General features: G+C 66.1%; 29 protein-coding genes. 21 read left to right on the top strand and 8 right to left on the bottom strand.

Going from position 1 to position 24,597, the window contains the following annotated elements:
- Positions 1 to 41 precede the first annotated feature (41 nt).
- The 4 genes from KEC45_RS10740 to KEC45_RS10725 form a co-directional block, all read right to left on the bottom strand.
- Entirely contained in the window at positions 42 to 485 is a 444-nt protein-coding gene (locus KEC45_RS10740; protein WP_062183763.1) for a glycine zipper 2TM domain-containing protein, read from the bottom strand.
- A 113-nt stretch (positions 486 to 598) separates the two neighbouring features.
- Positions 599 to 3,919, bottom strand: a complete 3,321-nt coding sequence (locus KEC45_RS10735) for an error-prone DNA polymerase (RefSeq protein ID WP_137893787.1) — start codon at positions 3,917 to 3,919, stop codon at positions 599 to 601.
- 94 nt (positions 3,920 to 4,013) lie between these two features.
- Complete coding sequence (locus KEC45_RS10730; RefSeq protein WP_054727825.1) at positions 4,014 to 5,561, bottom strand: DUF6504 family protein; 1,548 nt, start codon at positions 5,559 to 5,561, stop codon at positions 4,014 to 4,016.
- The gene (locus KEC45_RS10725; protein ID WP_054727824.1) at positions 5,482 to 6,213 is read right to left on the bottom strand and encodes an ImuA family protein; all 732 of its coding nucleotides are present in this window, start codon (positions 6,211 to 6,213) and stop codon (positions 5,482 to 5,484) included. The genes KEC45_RS10730 and KEC45_RS10725 overlap by 80 nt, the downstream gene beginning before the upstream one ends.
- Before the next feature lie 464 nt (positions 6,214 to 6,677).
- Between KEC45_RS10725 and KEC45_RS10720 the strand changes: the two genes are divergently transcribed.
- From KEC45_RS10720 to KEC45_RS10645, 16 genes are all read left to right on the top strand, one after another.
- On the top strand, positions 6,678 to 7,004 hold the full coding sequence (locus KEC45_RS10720) for a DUF736 domain-containing protein (RefSeq protein WP_054727820.1): 327 nt from the start codon (positions 6,678 to 6,680) through the stop codon (positions 7,002 to 7,004).
- Between the two features lie 100 nt (positions 7,005 to 7,104).
- Positions 7,105 to 7,350 carry a hypothetical protein gene (locus tag KEC45_RS10715; RefSeq protein WP_054727818.1) on the top strand — a complete coding sequence of 82 codons (246 nt, stop codon included), beginning with the start codon at positions 7,105 to 7,107 and terminating at the stop codon, positions 7,348 to 7,350.
- Positions 7,347 to 7,766 carry a type II toxin-antitoxin system VapC family toxin gene (locus KEC45_RS10710; RefSeq protein ID WP_054727815.1) on the top strand — a complete coding sequence of 140 codons (420 nt, stop codon included), beginning with the start codon at positions 7,347 to 7,349 and terminating at the stop codon, positions 7,764 to 7,766. The genes KEC45_RS10715 and KEC45_RS10710 overlap by 4 nt, the downstream gene beginning before the upstream one ends.
- Before the next feature lie 252 nt (positions 7,767 to 8,018).
- Entirely contained in the window at positions 8,019 to 8,183 is a 165-nt protein-coding gene (locus KEC45_RS10705) for a hypothetical protein (RefSeq protein WP_167346271.1), read from the top strand.
- Between the two features lie 126 nt (positions 8,184 to 8,309).
- Positions 8,310 to 8,777 carry a hypothetical protein gene (locus tag KEC45_RS10700; RefSeq protein ID WP_137893783.1) on the top strand — a complete coding sequence of 156 codons (468 nt, stop codon included), beginning with the start codon at positions 8,310 to 8,312 and terminating at the stop codon, positions 8,775 to 8,777.
- 281 nt (positions 8,778 to 9,058) lie between these two features.
- Positions 9,059 to 9,376 carry a DUF736 domain-containing protein gene (locus KEC45_RS10695; RefSeq protein WP_054727811.1) on the top strand — a complete coding sequence of 106 codons (318 nt, stop codon included), beginning with the start codon at positions 9,059 to 9,061 and terminating at the stop codon, positions 9,374 to 9,376.
- A 121-nt stretch (positions 9,377 to 9,497) separates the two neighbouring features.
- Complete coding sequence (locus KEC45_RS10690) at positions 9,498 to 9,770, top strand: DUF6499 domain-containing protein (RefSeq protein WP_368389942.1); 273 nt, start codon at positions 9,498 to 9,500, stop codon at positions 9,768 to 9,770.
- Positions 9,676 to 10,341, top strand: coding sequence for a DUF2285 domain-containing protein (locus KEC45_RS21965; RefSeq protein ID WP_082395579.1), 666 nt, complete (start codon positions 9,676 to 9,678; stop codon positions 10,339 to 10,341). The genes KEC45_RS10690 and KEC45_RS21965 overlap by 95 nt, the downstream gene beginning before the upstream one ends.
- Before the next feature lie 117 nt (positions 10,342 to 10,458).
- On the top strand, positions 10,459 to 10,710 hold the full coding sequence (locus tag KEC45_RS10680; protein WP_054727809.1) for an AlpA family transcriptional regulator: 252 nt from the start codon (positions 10,459 to 10,461) through the stop codon (positions 10,708 to 10,710).
- Positions 10,711 to 10,721: 11 nt separating this feature from the next.
- On the top strand, positions 10,722 to 11,252 hold the full coding sequence (locus KEC45_RS10675; protein ID WP_252172014.1) for a DUF2840 domain-containing protein: 531 nt from the start codon (positions 10,722 to 10,724) through the stop codon (positions 11,250 to 11,252).
- Positions 11,249 to 11,839 (top strand): S26 family signal peptidase, encoded by a 591-nt coding sequence (locus KEC45_RS10670; RefSeq protein ID WP_252172013.1) that lies wholly within the window; start codon positions 11,249 to 11,251, stop codon positions 11,837 to 11,839. Before KEC45_RS10675 ends, KEC45_RS10670 begins: the two co-directional genes overlap by 4 nt.
- Positions 11,836 to 12,168 (top strand): DUF736 domain-containing protein, encoded by a 333-nt coding sequence (locus KEC45_RS10665; RefSeq protein WP_252172012.1) that lies wholly within the window; start codon positions 11,836 to 11,838, stop codon positions 12,166 to 12,168. Before KEC45_RS10670 ends, KEC45_RS10665 begins: the two co-directional genes overlap by 4 nt.
- 3 nt (positions 12,169 to 12,171) lie before the next feature.
- Positions 12,172 to 12,918, top strand: coding sequence for a lytic transglycosylase domain-containing protein (locus KEC45_RS10660; RefSeq protein ID WP_252172011.1), 747 nt, complete (start codon positions 12,172 to 12,174; stop codon positions 12,916 to 12,918).
- Between the two features lie 442 nt (positions 12,919 to 13,360).
- Positions 13,361 to 14,884, top strand: coding sequence for a relaxase/mobilization nuclease domain-containing protein (locus tag KEC45_RS10655; RefSeq protein WP_368389966.1), 1,524 nt, complete (start codon positions 13,361 to 13,363; stop codon positions 14,882 to 14,884).
- Positions 14,885 to 14,902: 18 nt separating this feature from the next.
- On the top strand, positions 14,903 to 16,897 hold the full coding sequence (locus KEC45_RS10650) for a conjugal transfer protein TraG (RefSeq protein WP_252172009.1): 1,995 nt from the start codon (positions 14,903 to 14,905) through the stop codon (positions 16,895 to 16,897).
- On the top strand, positions 16,894 to 17,325 hold the full coding sequence (locus tag KEC45_RS10645) for a CopG family transcriptional regulator (protein ID WP_252172008.1): 432 nt from the start codon (positions 16,894 to 16,896) through the stop codon (positions 17,323 to 17,325). Before KEC45_RS10650 ends, KEC45_RS10645 begins: the two co-directional genes overlap by 4 nt.
- On the opposite strand, the gene KEC45_RS10640 is transcribed toward KEC45_RS10645, so the two are convergent.
- The 4 genes from KEC45_RS10640 to KEC45_RS10625 all read right to left on the bottom strand — a co-directional run bounded on the left by KEC45_RS10640 (position 17,301) and on the right by KEC45_RS10625 (position 19,657).
- Complete coding sequence (locus KEC45_RS10640; protein ID WP_252172007.1) at positions 17,301 to 18,143, bottom strand: JAB domain-containing protein; 843 nt, start codon at positions 18,141 to 18,143, stop codon at positions 17,301 to 17,303. The two genes, KEC45_RS10645 and KEC45_RS10640, sit on opposite strands and share 25 nt — an antisense overlap.
- A 77-nt stretch (positions 18,144 to 18,220) precedes the next feature.
- The gene (locus KEC45_RS10635; RefSeq protein ID WP_252172006.1) at positions 18,221 to 18,709 is read right to left on the bottom strand and encodes a hypothetical protein; all 489 of its coding nucleotides are present in this window, start codon (positions 18,707 to 18,709) and stop codon (positions 18,221 to 18,223) included.
- A gap of 41 nt (positions 18,710 to 18,750) precedes the next feature.
- Positions 18,751 to 19,080, bottom strand: coding sequence for a hypothetical protein (locus KEC45_RS10630; protein WP_054727793.1), 330 nt, complete (start codon positions 19,078 to 19,080; stop codon positions 18,751 to 18,753).
- 58 nt (positions 19,081 to 19,138) lie between these two features.
- Positions 19,139 to 19,657 (bottom strand): helix-turn-helix transcriptional regulator, encoded by a 519-nt coding sequence (locus KEC45_RS10625; RefSeq protein ID WP_137893773.1) that lies wholly within the window; start codon positions 19,655 to 19,657, stop codon positions 19,139 to 19,141.
- A 266-nt stretch (positions 19,658 to 19,923) separates the two neighbouring features.
- On the opposite strand from KEC45_RS10625, the gene trbB reads away from it, so the two are divergent.
- From trbB to trbJ, 5 genes are read left to right on the top strand one after another with little or no spacing between them, the layout of a single operon-like run.
- The gene (trbB, locus tag KEC45_RS10620) at positions 19,924 to 20,853 is read left to right on the top strand and encodes a P-type conjugative transfer ATPase TrbB (protein ID WP_082396305.1); all 930 of its coding nucleotides are present in this window, start codon (positions 19,924 to 19,926) and stop codon (positions 20,851 to 20,853) included.
- Positions 20,853 to 21,185, top strand: a complete 333-nt coding sequence (locus KEC45_RS10615; protein WP_137893844.1) for a TrbC/VirB2 family protein — start codon at positions 20,853 to 20,855, stop codon at positions 21,183 to 21,185. Before trbB ends, KEC45_RS10615 begins: the two co-directional genes overlap by 1 nt.
- Positions 21,185 to 21,445, top strand: coding sequence for a VirB3 family type IV secretion system protein (locus KEC45_RS10610; protein WP_054727787.1), 261 nt, complete (start codon positions 21,185 to 21,187; stop codon positions 21,443 to 21,445). The genes KEC45_RS10615 and KEC45_RS10610 overlap by 1 nt, the downstream gene beginning before the upstream one ends.
- Positions 21,442 to 23,883: a conjugal transfer protein TrbE gene (gene trbE, locus KEC45_RS10605; protein ID WP_252172005.1), complete on the top strand. Its 2,442-nt coding sequence runs from the start codon at positions 21,442 to 21,444 to the stop codon at positions 23,881 to 23,883. Before KEC45_RS10610 ends, trbE begins: the two co-directional genes overlap by 4 nt.
- The gene (gene trbJ, locus KEC45_RS10600; RefSeq protein ID WP_054727783.1) at positions 23,880 to 24,596 is read left to right on the top strand and encodes a P-type conjugative transfer protein TrbJ; all 717 of its coding nucleotides are present in this window, start codon (positions 23,880 to 23,882) and stop codon (positions 24,594 to 24,596) included. Before trbE ends, trbJ begins: the two co-directional genes overlap by 4 nt.
- The last annotated feature ends 1 nt before the right edge of the window (position 24,597 follow it).

Below are 24,597 nucleotides of genomic sequence, written 5' to 3'. Positions count from 1 at the left end.
TGACCGCCAGATCGTTCCAACGGCCGTCGATTATTTTGCGACTATCGGCAGCGCACATTGCTGCGATCGATTTCGCGCCCGACGGCTGCGCCGCCGATGGCACCGATCACGGTGCCCAGCGTTTCCGACCTGCCGTCGGCGATGACGTTACCGAGCACGCCGCCGGCGATCCCGCCGACGATCAGTCCGGTCGACCCGTCGTTTCGGCGGCAGTAATATTTATTGTCGCGGCCGCGATAGATCCGGTCGTTGTCGTTGAGGCGGCGTTCGCGATAGCGTCGGTCGTTGCGATAGTAATTCTCCGCATAATAGCCGCTGTAGCGCGGATCGGGGCGGTCATAGTCGTAGCGGCCATATTGGTCGTAATAGGCACGATCATAATAGCCATAGCCGCCGTCGTCATAGGCGTAGCTGCTGCCTGTGGAGGCGCAGGCACTTACCATGGCGGTTGCGGCTGCGAGGGGAAGGATCATCAGGCGGTTCATCGGCATCACTCCATTTGGTTGCGTGCCTGGCCGACCTTGGCGGGGCATGCGCTGGCCCCTCATGATCTAGACCCCTGAAACCATGTCGAGTTCCGCCGCCTGCCATTTGAAAGCTAACGGAAATCCCGTGGCTTGATCTTGATGCCCTCGGTGGGTTGGCCGGGAATGATACCGGACCCGAGGCGGAGGTCGGGAATATAGATGTCGCGCGGATTGCGGCCGAGCGGCTTCGTCTCCGGATCGCGCGGGTCGGGACCCACGGGGCTCTTGACGACGTCGGCGCGGCCTACCTTGTAGATATCGGCGATGTCCTTGCGCTGCCCGACGCTCGCGAGCAGCGGGGAGAGGTCGTCGAGCCTTTGCGCGACGATATGGATGACCTCGCCCTCGCGCTGAACCTGACCGCGCACACCCATCATCGCGGCGCCGAGGACCACGGGGCGATATTTCTCGAAGACATTGGTCCACACGACGAGGTTCGCGACCTCGGTCTCGTCTTCGAGGGTGATGAACATGACGCCCTTTGCCGAGCCCGGCTTCTGGCGGACGAGAACGACCCCGGCGAGGTTGACCCAGCGGCCGTCCTTGATGCCGTGAAGCTCCCGGCACGTGATGATCTTTCGCGAGCGAAGCTCGTCGCGCAGGAAGGCGAGGGGATGGGCCCTGAGTGACAGACCGGACGCTCTATAGTCCTCGACGACCTCGGCGCCTTCGCCCATCGGCGCGAGCAGCGTTTCGGGTTCCAGCGCTTCGCGCTGGAGACGTCCGGCGCGTTCGTCGGCAGCCTGAAAGAGGGGAAGGGCGGCAGGTCCGAGGCCCTTCACTTCCCATAGCCCTTCCCGGCGCGAGCTTCCGAGCGAGGCGAAGCCGTCCGCGTCGCCGATCCGGTCGAGCGCGCCGCGCCCGACCCCGGCGCGGCGCTGGATTTCCTCGGCGCTGCTATAGGGCTCGCCGGCACGGGCCGTGGCGACCGCGGCGCCATCCTCATTGGCGAGACCGCGGACCATGCGCAGACCCAGGCGCACCGCATGATATTTGCCGTTGGCCGCTTCTTCGAGTGTGCAGTCCCAGCGGCTGTGATTGACATCGATGGGCCTGATCTCGACGCCATGATTGCGGGCATCGCGGACGATCTGCGCGGGCGCGTAAAAACCCATCGGCTGGGCGTTGAGCAGCGCGGCGCAGAATGCGTCGGGATGATGGCATTTCATCCACGACGAGGCATAGGCGATGAGCGCGAAGCTCGCGGCGTGGCTTTCGGGAAAGCCGTAGGAGCCGAAACCCTCGATCTGCTTGAAGGTCTTTTCGGCAAACTCGCGGTCGTAGCCGCGGCCGACCATGCCATCGATCAGCTTGTCGCGGAAATGGCTGACCCCGCCGGTGAGTTTGAAGGTCGCCATCGCGCGGCGGAGGAGATCGGCCTCGCTCGGGGTGAAGCCGGCGCATTCGATCGCGACGCGCATCGCCTGCTCTTGGAAGAGCGGGACCCCCAGCGTCTTCTCAAGCACGCGCCTGAGTTCGGGGGTCGGGTAAGTCACCTCCTCCTGTCCGTTTCGGCGGCGGCGATAGGGATGGACCATGTCGCCCTGGATCGGGCCCGGCCGGACGATCGCGACCTGAATGACGAGATCGTAGAAGGTGCGCGGCGCCATGAGCGGGATCGACGCCATCTGGGCGCGGCTCTCGATCTGGAAAACGCCCAGCGTGTCGGCTTTGCGGATCATCGCATAGGTCGCGGGATCTTCCGCGGGAATGGTGGAAAGATCGTGCTTCAGTCCTTTGTGATCGTGCAGGAATTCGAAGGCACGGCGCATGCAGCTCAGCATCCCCAAAGCAAGGATGTCGACCTTCATGAAACCGAGGGCGTCGATGTCGTCCTTGTCCCATTCGATGACCTGCCGGTCTTCCATCGCGGCGGGCTCGATTGGCACGAGTTCGTCTAGCCGGTCGCGCGTCAGCACGAAGCCGCCGGGGTGCTGCGAAAGGTGGCGGGGCGTGTTGATGAGCGTGCGCGCGAGCTCGAGCGTCAGCGCGAGGCGCTTGTCCCCGAGGTCGAGGTTCAGCGCTTCGGCATGCTTTTCCTCGACGCCCTCGCGGCTGTAACCCCAGACCGCGCCGGCGAGCCCCGCGGTGATGTCTTCGCTAAGCCCGAGCGCCTTGCCGACTTCGCGGACGGCGCCGCGCGAACGATAACGCGTGACGACTGCGGTCAGCGCGCTGCGGGTCCGGCCATAGGTCTCGTAGATCCACTGGATGATTTCCTCGCGCCGCTCATGCTCGAAGTCGACATCGATATCGGGCGGCTCCCGGCGCTCGGCGCTGACGAAGCGTTCGAACAGGAGTTCGGACCGCACCGGATCGATCGAAGTGATACCAAGGACGTAACAGACCGCGCTGTTCGCCGCGCTGCCGCGGCCTTGGCAGAGAATCTCGCGGCGGCGGGCTTCGGCGACGATCGAGTGAACCGTCAGGAAATAGGGGGCGTAATCGAGTTCTCCGATCAATCGCAGCTCATGCTCGAGCTGAGTGCGGACCTCGGTGCTGACGCCTTCGGGGTAGCGGACGGGAGCCTTCTCCCATGTCAGCCGCTCAAGCTCCTCCTGCGGGGTGCGTCCAGGAACCTGGATCTCGTCGGGATATTGGTAACGCAGTTCTTCGAGACTGAAGGTGCAGCGCGCCGCGAAATCGACCGTGCGGGCGACCGGCGAGCTGTCCTTGAGGTAGCGGCGGAACAGGCGCTCCATCTCGGCCGCCGTCTTGATGTGGCGGTCGGCGAAGCGCTCGCGGCGATCACCAAGCTCGTCGATCGTGCATTTCTCCCGGATGCAGGTGACGACATCCTGCAGCAGGCGCCGGTCGGGCATGTGATAGAGGACGTCGCCCGTTGCGAGCGTCGGCACTTTCGCTTTGGCGGCCAAGGCTGCGAGATCGCGCAGCCTGATCGCGTCGCCGGGGCGGCGCCGGATCGTGAGTGCGAGATAGAGGCGATCGCCGAAGATGCGACTGGCGCGGGCGATCGCCGCCTCGGCTGCGCCATCGGCGCGGTCGGGAAGCAGGATCGCAAGCAGACCCTCGTTCCAGTCCTCGAGATCGGGCCAGTCGAGATGGCAGGCGCCCTTGCCGGCGCGCGTCTTTCCGACGCTGAGCAGCCGGCACATCCGCCCATAGGCCATCTTGTCGGTTGGATAGACGAGAAGTGCCGTGCCATCGGCAAGATTGAGGCGCGTGCCGGTCAACGCGCGAACGCCGGTAACCTTCTCGGCGTCCCACGCGCGCACGATCCCGGCGACGCTGTGCCGGTCGGCGACGCCGAGCGCGGGCAGTCCGAGCATGGCAGCGGCGGTGAAGAGCTCCTCGGGCGACGAGGCCCCGCGCAGGAAGCTGAAATGCGTCGTGACCTGCAGCTCGATATAGGCCGCCCCGTCATCGGTCATGCGAAAGCAACGCTGCTTGATGGCCGCATCACGCAAATGCAGTTAAACACCGGTGGCAGTCTCAAGCGAATGCGGTTCGCTACCGGTCGCATTCTCAAGCGAATGCTCCGTGAATAAACCAGCGCATCGAACCGGTTGCGGGATTGACCCCGTCGCCGAGGCGGAAGAGCCAGTAACGGCCGCCCGTCTCGGTCTCGACCTGATAATAGTCGCGGACGGTGAGGTGGGTTTCGCCTTCGATCCCGCCCTCGCGCCACCATTCGCCTTGGAGCCGCTCGGGTCCATCGCCTTGGGTGACCCGGTAGCGTTTACGGCGCCAGATGAAGAGGCGCGGCGCATCGTCGGGGAGCAAGGCGACGACATCGACTGGTTCGGGCCGCGCTAGCATGCGCGACGGCCGCGGCCAGTCGCTCCAGCTCTCGCCTGTCTCGGGCGCGAGCGCGGGGAGGGCAGCAACCGAGCGCTCGGGCATCGCGCTCGGTCGCGGCGCCGCGCGCTGGAGCGCGCGCTGCCCGAAGCGATTGGCGAGCGTGTCGACCAGCGCGGGAAGATCGGGTCCGCGCCGTCCGATATTTTCGAGCGCGTCGGCCTGGCTCCCTGGCTGCCGCTCGGCGAGCGCGGCGACGAGGGTCATCGCCTCGATCCCGAGACCGGGATCGATGCTCTCGATCCGCGCGGCGAGCAGCTTCGCAAGATGCCGGGGATCGCGCGAGGGCGAGGCGGTTCCGACACGGATGGCCTGCGTCTGCCCGTCGACGCGGTGGAAATAGCAGTCGAGGCGCCGCGCGCCCGTTCCCGCGCGGTTGAGCTGGCCCGCGATATCGTGCGCAAGGTCGCCGATCACCTGCGCCAAGGCGTCCGCCGTCGCGAGCGGCTCCATGAAGCCGCGCCTCGCCTGCGGCAGCTCTTCGGGGAAGAGCGGTTCGATCGGCTCCGGCAGCGTGCCGAGTGCCTGGTCGAGCCGGCGATGCAGTTCGCGCCCGAACCGTTTCGCGAGCGGACCGCGTGGGCTCCCGATCAGCTGCTCGATCCGCTCGAAGCCCAATTTGCGAAGGCCTTCGACATCGGCGGACGGCAGGCGGAGCGCTGAGACGGGTAGGAGCGCGATCGCCTTACGGTGCGCTCCGGGTTCAACCGTGACAGGCCGCCCGGCGGGGACATGGCGGGCGGCCGCATGCGCGCAGCCGGCCGTGTCCGCGACCGCAATTTGCAGGCTGAGACCGAAGGCCGCGACGCGGCGGTGAAGATCCTTGAGCAAGGCTCGCTCGCTGCTGAAGATGGCCGCGCAGCCCGTGATGTCGAGCCAGAGCCCGTCGGGCGGATCAGGCGCGACAACCGGCGAATAGCGTGCACCTGCCCAGAGGGCGAGGCGACGCAACCCGTCGAGATCAGCCTCGGGCTCGGCGTCGACGACATCCAGCTCGGGCGCGAAAGCCCGCGCTTTCGTGATCGTCATGCCTGTCTGGATGCCAAGCATTTGCGCCTCGCGGCACGTCGCCGCGACGATACGCCGGCCATGGTCGGGAATCGCGGTAACGAGCGGGCGGGGCGGGGCGCTGCCGTCAGGCTGCGGCTTGCGCATCTTCCTGCGCAGCCGGTCGGTCGACCAGTGCGGCAGGAAGAGCGATACGACCCGTCGCATCGCAGCCCTCCACGATCCAGTTGTAGGGATTGCCCCCGCGCGCGCGCTCGAGCGCGACGCGCCAGCGCGCGCGTCCGATCGCGGGGATGCCGAGATCCTCGGTCGGACTCGCGGTGATGCGCCAGCGGGTCAAAGCGGCGCTGCCTTCGGCAGGCTCGCCGGCCTTGCAGGCCCGGCGGAAGATGAAGGCGGGGACGCCCGAGGCTTCGGCGGCGAGCTGCAGCCGCTTCGACGCGGTGGTGCTGTACTTCTTGACCTCGCCGACGACCCCGGCGAGCCCCGGATGGCGGAGGCACTCCTCCATCGCGAGGAGGACGTTGGTGTCGCTGCCCGCTTCGACATGAATGAGCCGGTCGGGATGCAGTCCGGCTAGATGAAGCGCGGGGGCGAAGAGATCGCGCCAGCGCAGGCACCAGAAAACCGGGCCGTCGCTCCGCGCGAGGATGCCGGCGAGGAAGATCGTGGCGCTCGCATCGTCGGCCAGTTCGGGGCTGCCGGCGAGCTCGTGGAGCGCGCCCGTCGCGATTCCGCGCGCCGGGATTCGCGAGTCGAGATCATCGATCCCGAACGGAATGACGTCATGACGCGCGCCAACGCCTTCGATTTGCGCAATTTTGGCGCGAATATCTTCAAGAACGACGGACTGGCGCATAGGTGCGGATAACTCGGTAAGCTGGTCTTATGTTCCTTCTTTGTTCTCATTGCCCGCTGTTCGTCAAGGCGCGCTGCGGCGAAGCGGTGTCATCGCTGTGGATGAAAGACCGGAAAGCGAGGGTGCCGGGGGCGCCGCCGGCCGGAGGGAGGTACGAGCCGGCGGCGGGGCATACTGAAGGTTCGGGCCCTTGCGCCGGGATGCGGCAACGGAGCGCGGAGCGGGGCAATCGCGACGGCCGCGAGCCTGGCTTTCGCGTCCGGAGTCATGATTCCGCTGAGGCCCATTGTCTCCCGTTGCATGGGACCTTTCCCGCATTGGCTGCCTGATTGCGGGGCTCGGCTCGCCTAATGCCGTCAACCCCCTGCGGGGGTTCGCCCTCGCATGCGCTCGGTGACGGCGGCTCACGGCCCCTCCTTCTGGCGCCATCGGGGATGGTCCCCGAGCATCAAAGGAGACTGAACATGGGTACCACCATTGGAAATCTGACCCTCAAGGACGACGGAAGCTACGAGGGCACGCTCGCGACCTTGATGGTCACCGTGCCGATCGCGATCGTTCCGAACGGCCGCAAGATGAAGGAAAGCGAGCCCGACTTCCGCGTGGTCAGCCGCCGGAACGGCTTCGAACTCGGCGGCGGCTGGACGAAAACCGCGCGCTCGACCGGCGCCGAATATATCTCGGTGTCGCTGTCGGCCCCCGAACTCGGCGAGATCTTCTGCAATGTCGCGAACGCGCCGGGCGACGATCCCTCGAAGAAGGTGCTGATCTGGAACGCCCCCGGCAACTGACAGCATTGCGGCTCCGCCTTCGAGCGGGGCCGCACTTTCCTTTGCAGTCATTGATTGTTTTGCAGTCAATGACTAATATCTACGCTCAAGGAGACGCGACATGGGCAGCATGACGATCAGGGGCATCGACGACGCGCTGAAGCGCCGGCTGCGGCTGCAGGCGGCAGCGCATGGCCGTTCGATGGAAGAAGAGGTGCGCGACATCCTCCGCTCGGCGCTTTCTACCGACGATGCGCCGATGGGCAATCTCGCGGCGGCCATTCGCGCGCGCTTCGCGCCGCTCGGCGGCATCGAACTCGACATTGCGCCACGCGAGGACACGCGCGAGCCCATCGATCTCTCATGATCCTCCTCGACACCAATATATTATCCGAAGTCTTGCGGGCCGCGCCTGAGCCGCGGGTTCTCGACTGGATCGGGCGGCAAGCTGCTTCGTCGCTCTTCGTGACGACGGTCACCCAGGCGGAAATTCTCTACGGTATCGCAATTCTTGACAAAGGTCGGCGGCGCGACGAACTGGCAGCCGCCGCACTCTTGACGTTCTCCGAGGATTTTTCCGGTCGCCTCCTGGCATTCGACGGCGACGCAGCGACGGCATTTGCCGAAATCGCAGCGGCACGCCGTGGCATGGGGCGCCCGATAAGCCAGTTTGACGCCCAGATCGCCGCGATCGCCCGTTCGCGGGGAGCTATTCTGGCGACGCGAAACAGCCGGGATTTCGAACATTGCGGTATCGAGATCGTCGATCCCTGGAGCAGATGAGATTTCCGTCATCGACGCGTAATCCTGCAAACCGACGCTCGATCAGCGCCATGTCTCCGGCCCGGAAGCGGCCCCACCCGCTCTCGAATAGCCGCTGATCCCTGGGCCGAGGACCGGCCTCCTTCAATCAACCCGCAAGGGGTCCCGGCGCTGCGCTTGGGCCTTCGCTTCGCTGCGGTGATTGCGGCCTGTCCCCGTCCGGCGGGGCGACTGTCGAGCGGGATGGTCCCGCTCCCCGACAGGAGCCTCGATATGCCGCTTTCAACCGCCCAATCGCTTGGCTGGAATCTCGCCCGCACGATGATGACGATCATCGTCCTCGTTGAAACATCGGCTGGATATTCGGTCATGCCGCTCGACGAGTTCGACGGCGACCCCGCTTGCATCGTCTGCGAATATGACCCGTTCAACCGCTGATATCGCGCGGGATTTCGCTCCAGGGTGGACCCGGTTCCGGTTTCACCTTCGGGGCGATTTCGCTATGCCCGCGAGGCAGATTGCGCTGCGGTGGTGGTGGAGAGCGCGTCCGACAGGAGGACGCCCGTGACCTTCATCATCATCCTCGGCGCCGCGGCCGCCATCTATATCGCCGTGCTGATGTTTCGCCTGGCTGCGGTGGCGCTTCCGCTTTACGCCGGCGTCGGCATCTCGATTTACCTCATCGGCCGCGACTTCGGCTATCCGGCATCGATCGCGGCAGGATTGCTGGTCGGAGTTCTCATCCTCGTTGCCGGACGGGCACTTTGCGCTGTCCTGCCGCCCTTTTATCGCGCGATCGTCGCGGCGGCATTTTCCGGCCCCGCCGGTTTTGCCGGTTATCAGGCCGCGAAGGGGCTGGCCGGGCTCGCGATCGGCGGAGGATATACGCTTGAGGCGCTCGGAATTGCAGGCGCTCTCGCGGCGGCCGTTGCAGCCTGGCGGGGGCTCGGGACAGCCGAGAGGAATCCCCCCGTGCGACGGAGCGCTCGGCACAGCTTGAGCCCGAACTCCTTCCTCAACCGGGTCGGTTGAAAGACTGATCTCGCGTCGAAGCCTCGCAGCATCTCGCACCAGCCCGGCCTCCGATCTGCGCCATCTGCCGGCAAGCCGCTGACGCTGGATCGCTGGCCGCAACCGCGGGCCTGCGACTTTCTTCCCCCGGCGTTCCGCCGTTCCTCGCGAGCCAAGAAAGCCTCGGCCCGCCGTCCTCCGCTTCGCTCCGGGCCTGGCGGCTGCGGCGCGCTCCCGTGCCGGCTGTCGATGCGCATCGAGGCCGCGCTGGTGCGGCCCGACATGCAGCAAAGGACATCGTCATGAGCAAGATCGGCAGCTTCAAACTCGTCTCGGGTGAATATCAGGGCGAGATCGTCACCCTTTCGGTGCAGGCCCAAGCGGTCCGTATCACCCCCGAGCAGAACCACAGCGGCAACGCCCCGAGCCACCGCGTATTCGTCGGCGATGCCGAGGTCGGCGCAGCCTGGTCGAAGACGAGCCAGGACAAGCGTCCCTATCTTTCGGTCAAACTCGACGACCCGAGCTTCATCGCCCCGATCTTCGCGCAGCTCTTCGCTGGCGACGAGGGCGAATATGACCTGGTCTGGAGCCGTCAGAATCGCCGCAACGACAATTGATGCGGCGCCCATCGCCCGGTCTCGGCCGGGCGATGTTATATCCAATTTGAGGGCTTTAGCGTGCGTAGCTCGGATATTTTTGCGCTAAGTCCATGATGTATGCGCCGGTAACCACGCCGCCATGGGCGGGGCAATATTGGCTGAAAGCGGCGGTTTATTCTCCTCAAACGGGTCGGAGGTGCGAATGGATCAGGCAGTCGGATGGCAGTCGCCATATTTTCCGAAAATATTCGAGCGATATGATCGCGCGGACTTCGCGCAGGAATTCCTGCGCCGAAGCCCCGCCTATCGCAGCGGCTATGCCGCCGCCGCGGCGGCGCCGGGCGCCGACCGCCCGCGGCTCTTTCGGCGGCTCGCCAGCCGCTGGGGGTTGGTCTTTCGCCTTCGATCCTGATCTTCCGGCCGCGGCCGCACCCGCCCTGTGGCGGCCGCAGACCTGCGCCTTCGTCACGATCGCGCGCCCGGCGCCCAAGGGCTTTGCCGCGCTGCGCCTCGCCCAGATCGTCGACGGACCCGAGATTGCCGCCGAGTTGCTTTCGTACCGCGACTGGCATGTCGTCCTGCTCGCCGGGGGACGGCGCTATCGTCTGCTGATCCGGCGCTGCCGCGCGAACGAGCGGCTGGCGTATCTCACACCCGCCGATGGGCAGGCCGGCCTCCGTGCCTCGCTGATCATGGCGCTGCACCGTGAACTTCTCGATACGGGTGGCGCTCGTCCCGCGCCGGACAGTGTCCCGGGCGCGACCGAGCACTGGCGCCTGGTGCAATGGCTTCGCCTTCTCGACGCCATAGCCGAGGGCGCATCGGCCCGCGACATGGCAGCGGCGCTGCTGCTCGCCGAGGCGCGCCACTATTCCGCGGCCGAGTGGGACGCGTCGAGCGAACGCCGCCGCATCGCGCGCTGGCAGCGCGCCGCCGTTGCCATGCGGGACGGCGGGTTCAACGCTCTGCTCGGCGCGGCCTGATCGGGACATTCCGACGCCCTTCGCTTTGTCCGTTCCGAATCCTTCGTATGATTTTCCAAGAACGCCTCCTCGTTCCTGAACCCTGATCCCGGTTCCGGTCCTTGGCAGGAGGCCCCATTGTCCGATCGTCCCACGCCCGTCGTCGCCCGCTATCTCCGGACGCCGGAAGCAGCCGTCCACTTGAGCCTGTCGGCGGCGACGCTCGAGAAGCATCGCTGCTACGGGACCGGACCGCGCTATCACAAGCTTGGAGGACGCGTTGTCTATGCGATCGCCGACCTCGACGCCTGGGCGGCGATCGGACGCAAGACATCGACGTCGGATCCCGGCGTCGGCGACATCTCGCCGCTGCGCCCGGGTCGCCGCTGATGCGCCCGCGAATGGCATCGGCTTTGCCGTCGCCCAAGCCGCCGGCCGCCCCTCCGCCTGTCGGCGTCGTGTTGCCGGCAAGCGGCCTGACCGACGTCGAGATGACCTGGATCGAGGGCCGGCTCGAACAGCAGCTGCGCTTCGGGCGGGTTGCCGCCGAGCGGTCCGGCGGACCGCACAAGCGCATCGCGTCTTTCCGTCCGGGCGCGACCTTCGGGCTGATCGGTTGCACCGTGAACGATTTCGGATGCCTGTTCTCGAGCCTTGCCATCATCAGGGCGGTCGCAGCCGGTGCGCCCTACGCGATCCAACCCGGTGTTCAACCCGGAGGGGAAATTCTTCTCAGCCTTTCCGACCTCGAACCCATCCGAGCGGTGTGCCGAGAGATCGACATGATCGAGGCCGCGGGCGTCGATGCGTGCGACGTGTCGCCCGATCACTGGCGCCATATCGGGCAGCGGCTCGCAGCCGCACTGCCGTTCCGCTCCTACTCAGCCGAACGCCATGCCGCGTGGCTCCGCCGCGGCGAGGCCCGTCCATGAACCGGCGGTGGCTCCGCACGACCGCTGCCTGCGGCGCGCTCTTTTGCGGGCTGTTCGGCGCGGCCGCGATCCTCGCGCCGCACCCGCGGTTCATCTGGAACGCCAGCGCGAGCGTGCCGGTCGGGCTCTACGCCATCGACGTCGGCGCCAAGCCCGCGCGCGGCGACCTTGTCGCCATTGCGCCGCCCGCGCCGTTCTCCGACTGGCTTTCGGAGCGCGGCTATTTGCCGCGCGGCGTGCCCCTCCTGAAACGGGTCGCAGCAACGAACGGCGCGCTCGTCTGCCGCAGCGGCGTCTTCGTCACGATCGACGGCGCGCCTGCGGCGCGCACGCGATCGGCCGACCGCATGGGGCGAACGCTGCCGCTCTGGCTCGGCTGCCGCCGACTGGAGCGTGGCGAGCTATTCGTCCTAGGTCTGTCTCCCGACAGCCTCGACGGCCGATATTTCGGGCCGCTTCCGGCATCCGCCGTCATCGGCACCGCGCATCCCATTCTCACCCGCGACGCCTCCGGCGCGCCGCTTCGCTGGCGCCGGAACGGCGCGCGGCATTCCACCAACCTGCCGGACGAGGAACAGACATCATGATGATCGGAAGCTTTCAGACTGCGGGCGATGGCTATGCAGGATCGATCCGGACCCTCCTTCTCGATGTAATGATCGCGATCGTTCCGGCGGCGCCGTCCGACGCGGAAAACGCGCCGGGCTGGCGGGTGCTGCTTGTCGAGGCCGACGATGGCGTCGAGATCGGAGCCGGCTGGGACCGCAGCGGCGAACGCGCCGGTTCGTATATCGCGCTGCAGATCGACGACCCGGCCTTGCCGGCGCCGCTGCGCGCCAACCTCATTCGCTCGACGCGAAGCGAGGATGAATATCATCTGCTCTGGTCGCGCCCGGCACCGCAGGCGAAGGGTTGAGCGATGCGGTCTTCGGCTCGCTCGGCTCGCTCGGCGCGCTCGGCGCGCTTCCGCGCCATGCGCCTAGCCGCTGCCGCTTTGCTGGCGCTCGCGGCGCTGCCTGCCGTTCCGGCGGCAGCGCGCGAGCAGCCTGTCGCTGCGCCTGCCGTGCATCCTTATGCGGCCCATGTCAGCGAGGCTTCGCACCGGTTCGCCATACCCGAGGCATGGATATGGCGCGTCATGCATGTCGAAAGCCGGGGCCGATCGCGCGCCGTCTCACATGCGGGGGCGATGGGGTTGATGCAGATCATGCCAGGAACCTGGGCCATGCTGACTGCACGATTCGGGCTGGGATCAGACCCCTTCGACACGCGAGCGAACATCCATGCGGGTGCTGCCTATCTGCGCATGATGTGGGACCGATATGGCGACGTATCGCTCATGCTCGCCGCCTATAATGCGGGACCGGGCCGCGCCGACGCCTATGCGGCGGGTCGCCGCCGACTTCCCGCAGAGACTGCCGCCTATGTTGCCGCGATTGCACCGGCGATCGGCGCATCGGGCATCGCTTCGCTCGCCCCCGCGCCGACACCGACGGCACCGTCCTGGCGCAGCGCTTCGCTGTTCGCCGAACGCCCCGGCGACGATGCGGCCGCGCTGCCCGGTGCAGCTCCGCTGCAATCCGCGCGCAGCGCCGATGCAGTGGAACGTGCGGAACGTCGTGCGCCTGCGACGCTCTTCGTTCCGCTTTCCGGCCGCGACCAATGATCTGTCGCGCCTCGGCTTCGATGGCTTGCCCGGACCTGTTGGTTTGGCTGTTCTGGCTTGTCTGGAAGGGGAAGGGGGCATGGCAAGATAAAAGACCGGCCAGCTTGCTGGCGGTATGTGGTTGGTTTGTATCGGCTTTTGCGTATGGCACGCGGCCTGCCGTGCCATATCGCAGGCGGGTTACGCCTTTCCTTTCAACGGCTTTCCGTCTGGCATCCAGCCGATGAGCGATGACGACCATGACTTCCGGGTCAGGCCGGGAAGGGGGAGAGACGCGGGGGCGGGTTCCGCCGGTCGCGGCAAGCGGCTCGCGGCGGAGGTGCGGCGCGCGGCCGCGCGTTCCGGCGCCACGCGGCTCCGGCGCGCGGGGCCTTCGCGCGGCGGGACCGGTCGCCACGGGCGCGGCCGCAGGGCGCTAGCGGTCATCCGGCGCGGTCCCGCGATGCGCCGTGTAACTGTGATGGCGAGGATCGTCCGGCATCGCGGCGCAGGGTTTCGTGCCGCCCCGCTCGGACGTCACATAGCCTATCTCGAACGCGACGGCGTGACCCGCGACGGACGCGACGCCTCTATGTTCGACGCCGCCGGCGATGAGGCCGATCGCGGATTCTTCGCCGAGCGCTGCGGCGGCGATCGTCACCACTTCCGTTTCATCGTCAGTCCCGAGGACGCGGCCGAACTTGGCGACCTGCGCGGCTACACGCGCGACCTGATGAGCCAGCTCGAGGTCGATCTCGAGACGCGCCTCGACTGGGTCGCGGTCGATCATTGGAATACCGACAATCCGCACATCCATGTCCTGGTGCGCGGGGTCGCGGCCGATGGCACTGATCTCGTCGTCGACCGGGGCTATATGGCAGAGGGTGTGCGCGGCCGCGCGTCCGAGATCGCGACCCTGGAGCTTGGCCCCAGGAGCGAGCTTCAGGTCGATGCCGCGCTACGCCGCGAAGTCGAGGCCGAGCGCTGGACCAGCCTCGATGCCGAGCTTGCGCGGCGATCGCGCGAGAATGCAATCGTCGACCTTCGCCCGGTCGCGGGACCCGAGGCGGGAGCCAACCGGCATCTGCTGGGGCGCGTCGCGAAGCTCGAGGCGCTGGGGCTCGCCTCGCGCGTCGGACCGGCCCAATATCTTGTCGATCCGGTGGCCGAGGAGAGACTTCGCGCGATCGGGGAACGCGGCGACATCATCAAGACCATGCACCGCGAGATGGCCGCGCGCGGGATTGCATTCGATCCTTCGGCCCTGGCGATCGGCGAGCAGGGCGACGGTTCTGTGATCGGCCGTCTGGTGGCGCGGGGCCTCGACGACGAACTCGCGGGTTCTGCCTTTGCGATCGTCGACGGGATCGATGGCCGAACCCACCATATCCGCTTTCCCGATCTTGAATGGACCGGTGACGCAAAGCCCGGCGCGATTGTCGAGCTGAGGCACTGGGACGGACGTGATAGTGCCCGCCATATCTCGCTCACGGTTCGCTCGGATCTGCCGCTCGGCGAACAGGTCGAGGCGCGCGGCGCGACATGGCTCGACCGGCAGCTCGCCGGGCCCGACCGGTCGATGCGCTCCCAAGGCTTCGGCGGCGAGGTCCGAGATGCGATGAAGGCGCGCACCGCCTTTCTCGAGCGCGAGGAATTGTTGCCGCGCGGCATGGAGCGCCCATCCTCCACGGAACGGATCGAGACACTCCGCCGCAATGAGATGGACGCGGCGGTGGACGCGATTGCGGCGCGAACCGGGCTCGAGCATCGGCCGTCGGCGCCGGGCGAGCATGTGAGCGGCATCTATCGCGAGCGCGTGCAGCTCGCCTCGGGGCGCTTCGCGATGATCGACGACGGGATGGGTTTCCAGCTCGTGCCCTGGCGACCCGCGCTCGAGCCGCATCTCGGCAAGCATATCAGCGGAACCGCGACGGCGACCCACGGCATCGACTGGTCGCTCGGCCGCGGCCGCGGGATCGGCATCTGACCGGACAGGAGAAGACCCATGAACGACCGCATCCTATGGGGACAAATCACCGTCATCTTCCTGATCGTCCTTGGTGCGGTGTGGACCGCGACGCAGTGGACGGCATGGGAGCTTGGCTATCAGGCGGCGCTCGGCGATCCCTGGTTCCGGATTTCGGGCTATCCCGTTTACCCGCCGCCCGCTTTCTTCTGGTGGTGGTTCGCCTTCGATGCCTATGCGCCGCCGGTCTTCTATCGCGGCGCGGCGATCGCGGCGTCCGGCGGCTTCCTGTCGATCGTCGTCGCGATCTTCATGTCGATCTGGCGCGCCCGCGAGCGGCGGCGCGCCGAGACCTATGGCTCGGCGCGCTGGGCAAGCGAACGCGAGGTTCGCGCCGCCGGCATGCTCGGCGAGGACGGGGTGATCATCGGGCGGCTCGGGAAACGCTATCTGCGGCATGATGGCGCCGAGCATCTCCTCTGCTTCGCTCCGACGCGGTCGGGGAAGGGCGTCGGCCTCGTCATCCCGACGCTGCTGACCTGGCCCGGCAGCTGCATCGTCCACGACATCAAGGGAGAGAATTGGGAGCTCACCGCGGGCTTCCGCGCGAAGCACGGCCGCGTGCTGCTCTTCGATCCGACCAACAAGGCGTCGGCCGCCTATAATCCGCTCTTCGAGGTGCGGCGGGGCGAATGGGAGGTGCGCGACGTGCAGAATGTCGCCGACGTGCTCGTCGACCCCGAGGGCAGCCTCGAGAAACGCAATCATTGGGAGAAGACGAGCCACGCGCTTCTCGTCGGCGCGATCCTCCATGTCCTTTATGCCGAGGAGGACAAGACGCTCGCGGGAGTTGCCGCTTTCCTGTCGGACCCGCGCCGTCCGATCGAGACGACGCTGCGACGCATGAAGACGACGAAGCACCTCGGCGCATCGGCTCACCCGGTGGTGGCGGCTGCAGCGCAGGAGCTCCTCAACAAGAGCGAGAATGAGCGTTCAGGCGTGCTCTCGACCGCCATGTCCTTTCTCGGCCTCTACCGCGATCCGGTCATCGCCGCCGTCACCGGATCGTCCGAATGGCGGATCGCCGACCTTATGGAAGACGATGTCCCGGTGTCGCTCTATCTCGTCGTACCGCCGGGAGACATCAGCCGGACCAAGCCGCTGATCCGCCTGATCCTCAACCAGATCGGGCGGCGCCTCACCGAGGAGCTCAATCCGGCGGCGCGGCCGCGCCGGCTGTTGCTGATGCTCGACGAATTCCCGGCGCTTGGACGGCTCGACTTCTTCGAAAGCGCGCTGGCCTTCATGGCGGGGTACGGGATCAAGGCCTTTCTGATCGCCCAGTCGCTCAACCAGATCGAGAAGGCCTATGGCCAGAACAACGCGATCCTCGACAATTGCCATGTCCGCGTCAGTTTCGCGACGAACGACGAGCGAACCGCCAAGCGCATATCGGACGCACTCGGAACCGCGACCGAACAGCGGGCGATGAAGAATTATGCGGGCCACCGGCTCTCGCCTTGGCTCGGTCACCTGATGATATCGCGTACCGAGACGGCCCGTGCCTTGCTCACGCCTGGCGAGGTGATGCAGCTCCAGCCCGACGACGAGATCGTGATGGTCGCGGGTCTTCCGCCGATCCGGGCGAGGAAGGCGCGCTATTTCCTCGACGCCCGGTTCCGTGCGCGGATTGTTGCGCCGCCACATCGGAAGGCCGGACCGATGAAGCCCAATGATTGGGCGCGGAGGGAGGAAGCTGCACCTGCTCCCGTTCGCCTCGCATTGCCCGCGCCTGATGCAAAGGAGCAAAACGAAAGCGAGAGCGACACTGCGAATAGCGGGATCCGGCAGGAACCCGAGCTTCCGGCACATGAAGATGTCGCGCCGCCAAGCCGTCCGGTGCAGGGCGAGTTCGACTACGCCGACGACGACGCACAAGGCGACGCAGCCCGCGCCCGCGCCGCTGCCGATCGCCGCCTGTCGCGCGCAGCGCGAAATGCCTCGCTCGATCCCGGCGACGGGATCGACCTGTGAGTCGCGCCCATATCAAACAGACGTTTCGCCTCGACGCTGGCCTCGTGCGACGTTTGGAAGATCGGGCCCGGCAACGCGGCACTACCAAGACTGAGGTCGTCGAGGCGGCGCTCAGCGCCTTGTTGCTGCCCCAAGATCAGGATCGGGCCGAAGCTCTCCTGATCCGGCGCCTCGACCGCTTGGTTCGCCTCCTCGAACGGCTCGCATGGCATACCGACCTTACCAACGAGACGCTGGCGGTCTTCGTGCGGCACTGGCTGACCAGCACGACACCGCTTCCTGCCAACGCTCTCGCTGCGGCGCAGGCGACCGGCAAGCGGCGGTGGGAGGGATTTGTCGATGCACTCGCAAAGCGGATGGATGGCGGCGCGAAGTTCGCGGCCGAACTGAGCCGCAACGAAGATCAATCTGATCCGGCGAGGAAATAGGCGCGAAGGCGGTGGGACACCTCAGGCGTGAGTTCGATGAAGACGCGGCGACCATCGTAGAGATCTGGTTTGCGCCGGATGAGGTTGGCGTCGCAGAGCTTCTGGCAGAGCCGAATGGCGCTGCTCATCGGGATGCTCGGGGAAACGCATAGCGATGTCACCGAGATGGGCTTGCGTTCGCATTCGTGGATGAAGAGGTCGACCAACATCTCCCACGCGGGATCGCCGAAGAGTTCGGGCGCACCGAGCAGTTGTTGGCGGAGCAGCCGTCTCCGCATCATTGCGCGCGCATTGGCGAGCGCCAGGTCCTCGCCGTCCGAGGTCTGCTGGCTGTCAGGGCTTCGAAGCGTATATGGCGCCGCCGCCTCCCGATTGGCGGTCGGACCGCGATTGATGAGGTGATGTGCGTAAGCAGCGGTCACGATGATATGGTCGAGCACCTCGACCCCGAGCGAGCGGCCTATCTGGTCGAGGCGCCTCGTCACCTCGATATCTTCCGCGCTTGGGCTGGGATCGCCGCTCGGGTGATTGTGGACGAGAATGATGGCGGCAGAGTTCACCTCGAGGGCACGCCGAAAGATGGTTCTCGGGTAGAGGCTGATCTGGGAAATCGTCCCGCGCTGCATCTCTTCGTCGGTGATCAGGCGGTGCGAAGAATCCAGGAACAGGATGCGGAAGCGCTCGTCGGCAAGGCTGCCCATCGACAAGATCAGATATTGCCTGACCTCGGCCGCGAACGGATCGATGCGAATCCCGCGGATGTCGGAACTCGCCGCCGCGATTGCGGTGTCGCGGGCTTGAAGGATAAGGGATGCCACGGCAGAATTGCTGCCGACGATCCTTGCTATGGCCTCGGGCTCTTGCGCCCACAGGCGGCCTAGCGACTGGAATTCGTCTAGGAGAGCGTTGGCGAGCGCTGCGCCGCGTCCGGGGACCGCGATTTCCACGAGATGTGCCAGGACGGATCGCTGCCGCACTGCTTCAGGCGACGCTGGTGATGCCAGGTTGCAAGGATTAGCAGGGGTGGGACCAGCCAGGACGATGCCACCTGCATCGTCAGATACACGACAGGACTGATGGAGAGGTCCACGGCTCGGCTCAGGTGGGCGAGCAGGGGCAAAGCATGAAGGATCGCCGCGGGAATGGTCCAGAAGCGGTACGCGACCATCGCCAGGGCAAGCGTCGCTAGGGCTCCAAATGCGTCGTGCGCGAGATAACCAATATCGAGCACATGATAGGAGACCATCCCAGAAGCGACCAACAAGCGATCCCAGACCACGATGGTAACGGCTATTCCGACCATCGCCCGCTCGGGTCCGCCACCCTTCCACGCCGCATAGAGGAGAGCGATCAGCAATATCGTGGCGAAAATGGCTATGCGCATTCTCGTGACTTTTCATGCTGATCGCTCTCGGTCAATTCGCTTCACGAAGCCGAAGAAAGCGGAACGACCTTCGTGCCGGCAACAGACGGGCATTCGCGCAGATCGTACCCGGCCGTTTCCTTGCCGATCTCGGCCAGCTCATTGTGCGCGCGAAGAATGCTGCCGCTGACCTTGACGAGCGACATCTGCGCCTCGACCAAGCGTATGATCGTTCCTTGGCCCGTTTTCGCCGGTGCGCCGATCGCGCGCCGGGCCATAACGACGCTGGTGGTGAGCGAAGCCACGGCAATCAGCGCGTCGTCGATACTTCCCTCGGCATTTGGGACGTCGCGATGCAGCCGGGCCGCCATTGCGGCAATATTCTCAGACATAGGTTCTCCTTCGCCGAAGCCGCAGAGCCTCAGCCAATTGGACCGATTTGAAGAGAGGTCAGTTCTGGATCAGCTGGTTCAGCGCTTGGGCAACGCCGAGACCACCCAGGACAATCCAGACCGCAGCGGCAAGTCCGGCGAGATAGATCCAAAGCCGGTTTGCCGAATTATGATCGCGCTTGAAAAGACCTCTGAACGGCGGGCGAATTCCCGATGACCCGCCCTGCAACGCCGAACTGTCGTGCAGTTCCATGAGGTTGGGCGAGCCGCCGTCCGGAAACTCGGATCGCACCAATGCCGGCGTCGCCGGAACCTCCACCGCGTCGTATGTCACTCGGTCGTATTTCTCCTTCATCTGACGGTAGATGAAGGCGGACTCGTTCCGGTCCTGCGCGCCAAGTGTGTCGCGCGCCAGATTCAACCGCTGATCGACGGTGTGCTTCGAAATATCGAGAAGCCGCGCGATCTCTTTCGAGGTCTTGTGCTCGATGAGCAGGTCAAGGCACGCGCGCTGCTTCTCTGTCAGGCGGTTCCATCGAGCTTCGTCGTCAATTGGGTGCGACCCCGAATCATTCATGTTTACATGATTGTCGAAATAGCGCCGCGCGCAAGCATCATCGGAGTGAGTCGCGGTAAGATGGCTGCAGACCGAGCCGGCCGCATAGGCAATGGCTAGTCATTCTTTCCGATGGTTTGACGCGCGTAAATCCCTGTTGAAGCCGGGACTTTTCTGCGTCTCTTACTCGTCCCCGTCGAGCCGGGCGCCGTTGCCCGGACCAATGAACGGGGACTCCGATGGGCGCAGCATCGACTGGCAATGAGCCGCAGGCACGCGGCGCGCGCATGCTCCGGACCGCGCTTGGCGGCGCCATCGCCGAATGGCTTGCCGACCCCTCGGTCATCGAGATCATGCTCAACCCCGATGGCCGTCTTTGGGTCGACCGGTTGGGCATCGGCATCGCCGACAGCGGAATCCTTCTTGCCGCCGCCGATGGCGAACGCATCATTCGCCTCGTCGCGCACCATGTTGGCGCCGCGGTCCACGCTGGCTCGCCGCGCGTCTCTGCCGAACTCCCGGAGACCGGCGAGCGCTTCGAAGGGCTGTTGCCGCCGGTGGTGGCAGCGCCGACCTTCGCCATCCGGAAGCCCGCCGTCGCGGTGTTCACCCTTCACGATTATGCCACCGCCGGTATCATGTCGGACCTCTCGGCCGAGATCCTCCGCTGCGCAGTGTCCGAGCGGAAAAATATTCTGGTGGCCGGCGGTACCGGTACCGGAAAAACTACGCTTACCAACGCATTGCTCGCGGAAGTTGCGAAGACGTCGGATCGTATCGTTCTGATCGAAGATACGCGCGAGCTTCAATGCGCCGCGCCCAATCTCGTCGCCATGCGAACGAAGGACGGCGTGGCGACGCTCGCGGACCTCGTGCGCTCTTCGCTCCGTCTACGGCCTGATCGCATCCCGATCGGCGAAGTCCGGGGAGCGGAGGCGCTTGAGCTTCTGAAGGCGTGGGGCACCGGTCACCCCGGCGGTATCGGCACGATCCATGCGGGGACCGCACTCGGCTCGCTGCGCCGGATGGAGCAACTCATTCAGGAGGCCGTGGTGACGGTCCCGCGCGCGCTGCTCGCCGAGACGATCGACCTTGTCGCCGTGCTGGTACGCGACGGCACCGGGCGCCGCCTTTCCGAACTTGCCCGTGTCGATGGCCTCGACCCTGTGACCGGCCAGTTCTGCATCACCCCGCTCATCCCCGAAGGAGAAATATGATGACCCATGCCTTCCGGCATGGCGCCCGTCGCGCCATGCTCTGCTCTACCGCGCTGTTCGTCGCGCTGGTCGTTTCCGCCCCGGCGCATGCCGGCGGTTCGTCGATGCCGTGGGAAGCGCCGCTGCAATCGATCCTCGAGAGCATCGAGGGGCCGGTCGCCAAGATCGTTGCGGTGATCATCATCATCGTGACGGGCCTCAGCCTCGCATTCGGCGACACGTCGGGCGGGTTCCGCCGCCTCGTCCAGATCGTGTTCGGTCTGTCGATCGCATTCGCGGCGTCGAGTTTCTTCCTGTCCTTCTTTTCCTTCGGCGGCGGAGCGCTGATCTGATGGAGGAGGTTCCGGGCTTCTTCGCCCCGGTTCACCGGGCGCTCGCCGAGCCGATCTTGCTCGGCGGCGCGCCGCGGTCGCTCGCGATCGTCAACGGCACGCTTGCCGGGGCGATCGGACTCGGACTTCGCCTTTGGATCGCCGGCATCGCGATCTGGGCGATCGGCCATGCGCTCTCGGTCTGGGCGGCGCGCCGCGATCCCCTCTTCGTCGACGTCGCAAGGCGTCACCTCAAATATCCTGTCTGGATGCGGCCATGATGAACCTTGCCGAATATCGCTCGAAATCCGCCTGCCTTGCCGATTTTCTCCCGTGGGTCGCGCTGGTGGGCGAGGGCGTGGTGCTGAACAAGGACGGATCGCTGCAGCGCACGGCGCGCTTCCGCGGCCCCGATCTCGACAGCGCCACGCGAGCCGAACTGGTCGCGGTGACCTCACGCCTCAACAATACGCTGCGGCGCCTCGGCTCGGGCTGGGCGGTGTTCGTCGAGGCCCAGCGGTTGCCGGCGAGCGGCTATCCGCAGTCGGAGTTTCCCGATCCGGCGTCCGCGCTTGTCGACATGGAGCGGCAGGAGCAGTTCCGGGAGGAAGGGGCGCATTTCGAGAGCCGCTATTTCCTGACTCTTTTGTGGATGCCGCCGGCGGAGGATGCCTCGCGCGCGGAAGGGTGGCTCTATGAAGGGATGGCGCGCTCGGGCGTGGACCCGCGCGAACACGTCGCGAGCTTCACCGACCGGACGAACCGCGTCCTCCATCTCGTCGAAGGCTTCATGCCCGAGGCCGAATGGCTCGATGACGGCGAGACGCTGACCTACCTCCATTCGACCGTCTCGACCAAGCGGCAGCGCGTCCGCGTGCCTGAAACGCCGGTCTATCTCGATGCGCTGCTCACCGATCAGCCGCTCGTCGGCGGGCTTGAGCCGCGGCTTGGCGACCAGCATCTGCGGACGCTGACGATCACGGGATTTCCGTCGTCGACCTGGCCGGGGCTGCTCGACGAACTCAACCGGCTCGCCTTCGCCTACCGCTGGTCGACCCGCGCGATCATGCTCGACAAGACCGATGCCACCAAGCTGCTGACCAAGATCCGGCGGCAATGGTTCGCCAAGCGTAAGTCGATCGCGGCGATCCTGAAAGAGGTCATGACCAATGAGCAGTCGGTGCTCATGGACAGCGACGCCTCGAACAAGGCGGCCGATGCCGACATCGCGCTGCAGGAGCTGGGTGCCGATCACGCGGGCATCGCCTATGTGACCGCCACGGTCACCGTGTGGGACGCCGATCCGGCGCTCGCGGCCGAGAAGCTACGGCTCGTCGAGAAGGTCATCCAGGGCCGCGACTTCACCTGCACGATCGAGGGCATGAACGCGATCGAGGCCTGGCTTGGGGGGCTTCCGGGGCACGTCTATGCCAATGTCCGCCAGCCTCCCATTTCGACGCTCAATCTCGCCCACATAGTCCCCCTCTCTGCCGTGTGGGCGGGAGCGGAACGGGACGAACATTTCGGTGATGCCCCCTTGCTGTACGGCAAGACCGAAGGTTCGACCCCGTTCCGTCTTTCCCTTCATGTCGGCGATGTTGGGCACTGCCTCGTCGTCGGACCGACCGGCGCCGGCAAATCGGTGCTGCTCGCAACCATGGCGATGCAGTTCCGTCGCTATCCGCGGGCGCAAATATTCGCCTTCGACTTTGGCGGCTCGATCCGCGCTGCTGCGCTCGCCATGGGCGGCGACTGGCAGGATCTCGGCGGCGCCTTGCACGATGGCGAGGGCGGCGTTTCGTTGCAACCACTTGCGCGGATCGACGAGGCGGCTGAACGCAGCTGGGCGGCCGAATGGCTCGCCGCGATGCTCGCGGGTGAAGGCGTCGAGATCGATCCGGCGGCAAAGGAGCATCTCTGGTCGGCGCTCACCTCGCTCGCGACTGCGCCGGTGGCCGAGCGCACGCTGACGGGTCTTGCGGTGCTGCTTCAGTCGATCGAACTCAAGCAGGCACTCGCGCCCTATCTGGTCGGCGGTCCCTGGGGCCGGCTGCTCGACGCCGACGAGGAGAAGCTCGGCGAGGCGATGGTGCAGGTGTTCGAGACCGAGGGTCTCGTCGGCGCAGCCTCGGCTGGCGCGGTACTGTCCTATCTCTTCCACCGCATCGCCGGCCGGCTCGACGGATCGCCGACGCTGATCATCATCGACGAAGGCTGGCTCGTTCTCGACAGCCGAGCCTTTGCCGCGCAGCTGCGCGAATGGCTCAAGACGCTGCGCAAGAAGAACGCCAGCGTCATCTTCGCGACGCAGAGCCTTGCCGATATCGAGACTTCGAGCATCGCGCCGGCGATCATCGAAAGCTGTCCCACGCGTATCTTCCTGCCGAACGAGCGCGCGCTCGAACCGCAGATAGCGCGTATCTACGAGCGATTCGGGCTCAACGACCGGCAGGCCGAGATATTGAGCCGAGCGACGCCCAAGCGCGACTATTATTGCCAGTCGCGCCGCGGCAACCGCCTCTTTGACCTCGGGCTCGGCGACATCGCGCTCGCCTTCACGGCCGCCTCCTCGAAAACCGACCAGACCCGCATCGGCGAGCTTTTCGCCGCGCACGGCCGCGAGGGCTTCGCGGCTGCGTGGCTCTCCCACCGCAAGCTCGAATGGGCGACCGAGCTGCTGCCCCCCGCAGTCGCCCCCAATGAGGAGTCCCCCCAATGAAGAAGAATATCCTCCGCTCGATCACCGCAGCGGCGCTCGTCGCCGCGAGTGTGTCGGGTCCGATGCTTTCAGCGCCGGCGAGCGCACAGGTCGGCGGCATCGTCCACGATCCGCGCAACTATTCGCAGAATATCCTGACCGCCGCGCGCACGCTCGAGCAGATCAACAACCAGATCAAGCAGCTCCAGAACCAGGCGACGTCGCTGCTCAACGAGGCACGCAACCTCCAGAGCCTGCCGACCTCGACGCTCGGCGAACTGCAGGCGCAGATCGACCAGACCAAGCAGCTGCTCACCGAGGCCGAAGGCATTGCCTATGACGTCGCCGATATCCGCAAGGGCTTCGAGCAGCGCTACAAGGGAACCGCCTTCTCGGGCCCGACGTCGGCATTGGTCGCCAATGCCGAGGCGCGCTGGAAAGACAGCGTCGGAGCGTTCGAGGATGCGATGAAGGTGCAGGCCGGTATCGTCTCGAACATGGGCGGGACGCGGACGTCGATCTCGACGATCGTCGGCGCCAGCCAGTCGGCGACCGGCGCGCTGCAGGCGGCGCAGGCGGGCAACCAGTTGCTCGCGATCCAGTCGCAGCAGATCGCCGACCTTGCCGCCGTCATGACGGCGCAGGGCCGCGCCGAGATGCTGGGCGCCGCGCGCGCCGCCGCAGCCGAGGCCGAAGGCCGCGAACGCTTCCGCCGCTTCCGCAAGGGCGATTGAG

Origin of the sequence: Sphingopyxis sp. USTB-05, from assembly GCF_023822045.1 — a bacterium.
Classification (GTDB): domain Bacteria; phylum Pseudomonadota; class Alphaproteobacteria; order Sphingomonadales; family Sphingomonadaceae; genus Sphingopyxis.
The sequence above is the reverse complement of the archived record's forward strand: the minus strand, read 5'-3'. Positions and strand labels throughout refer to the sequence as shown.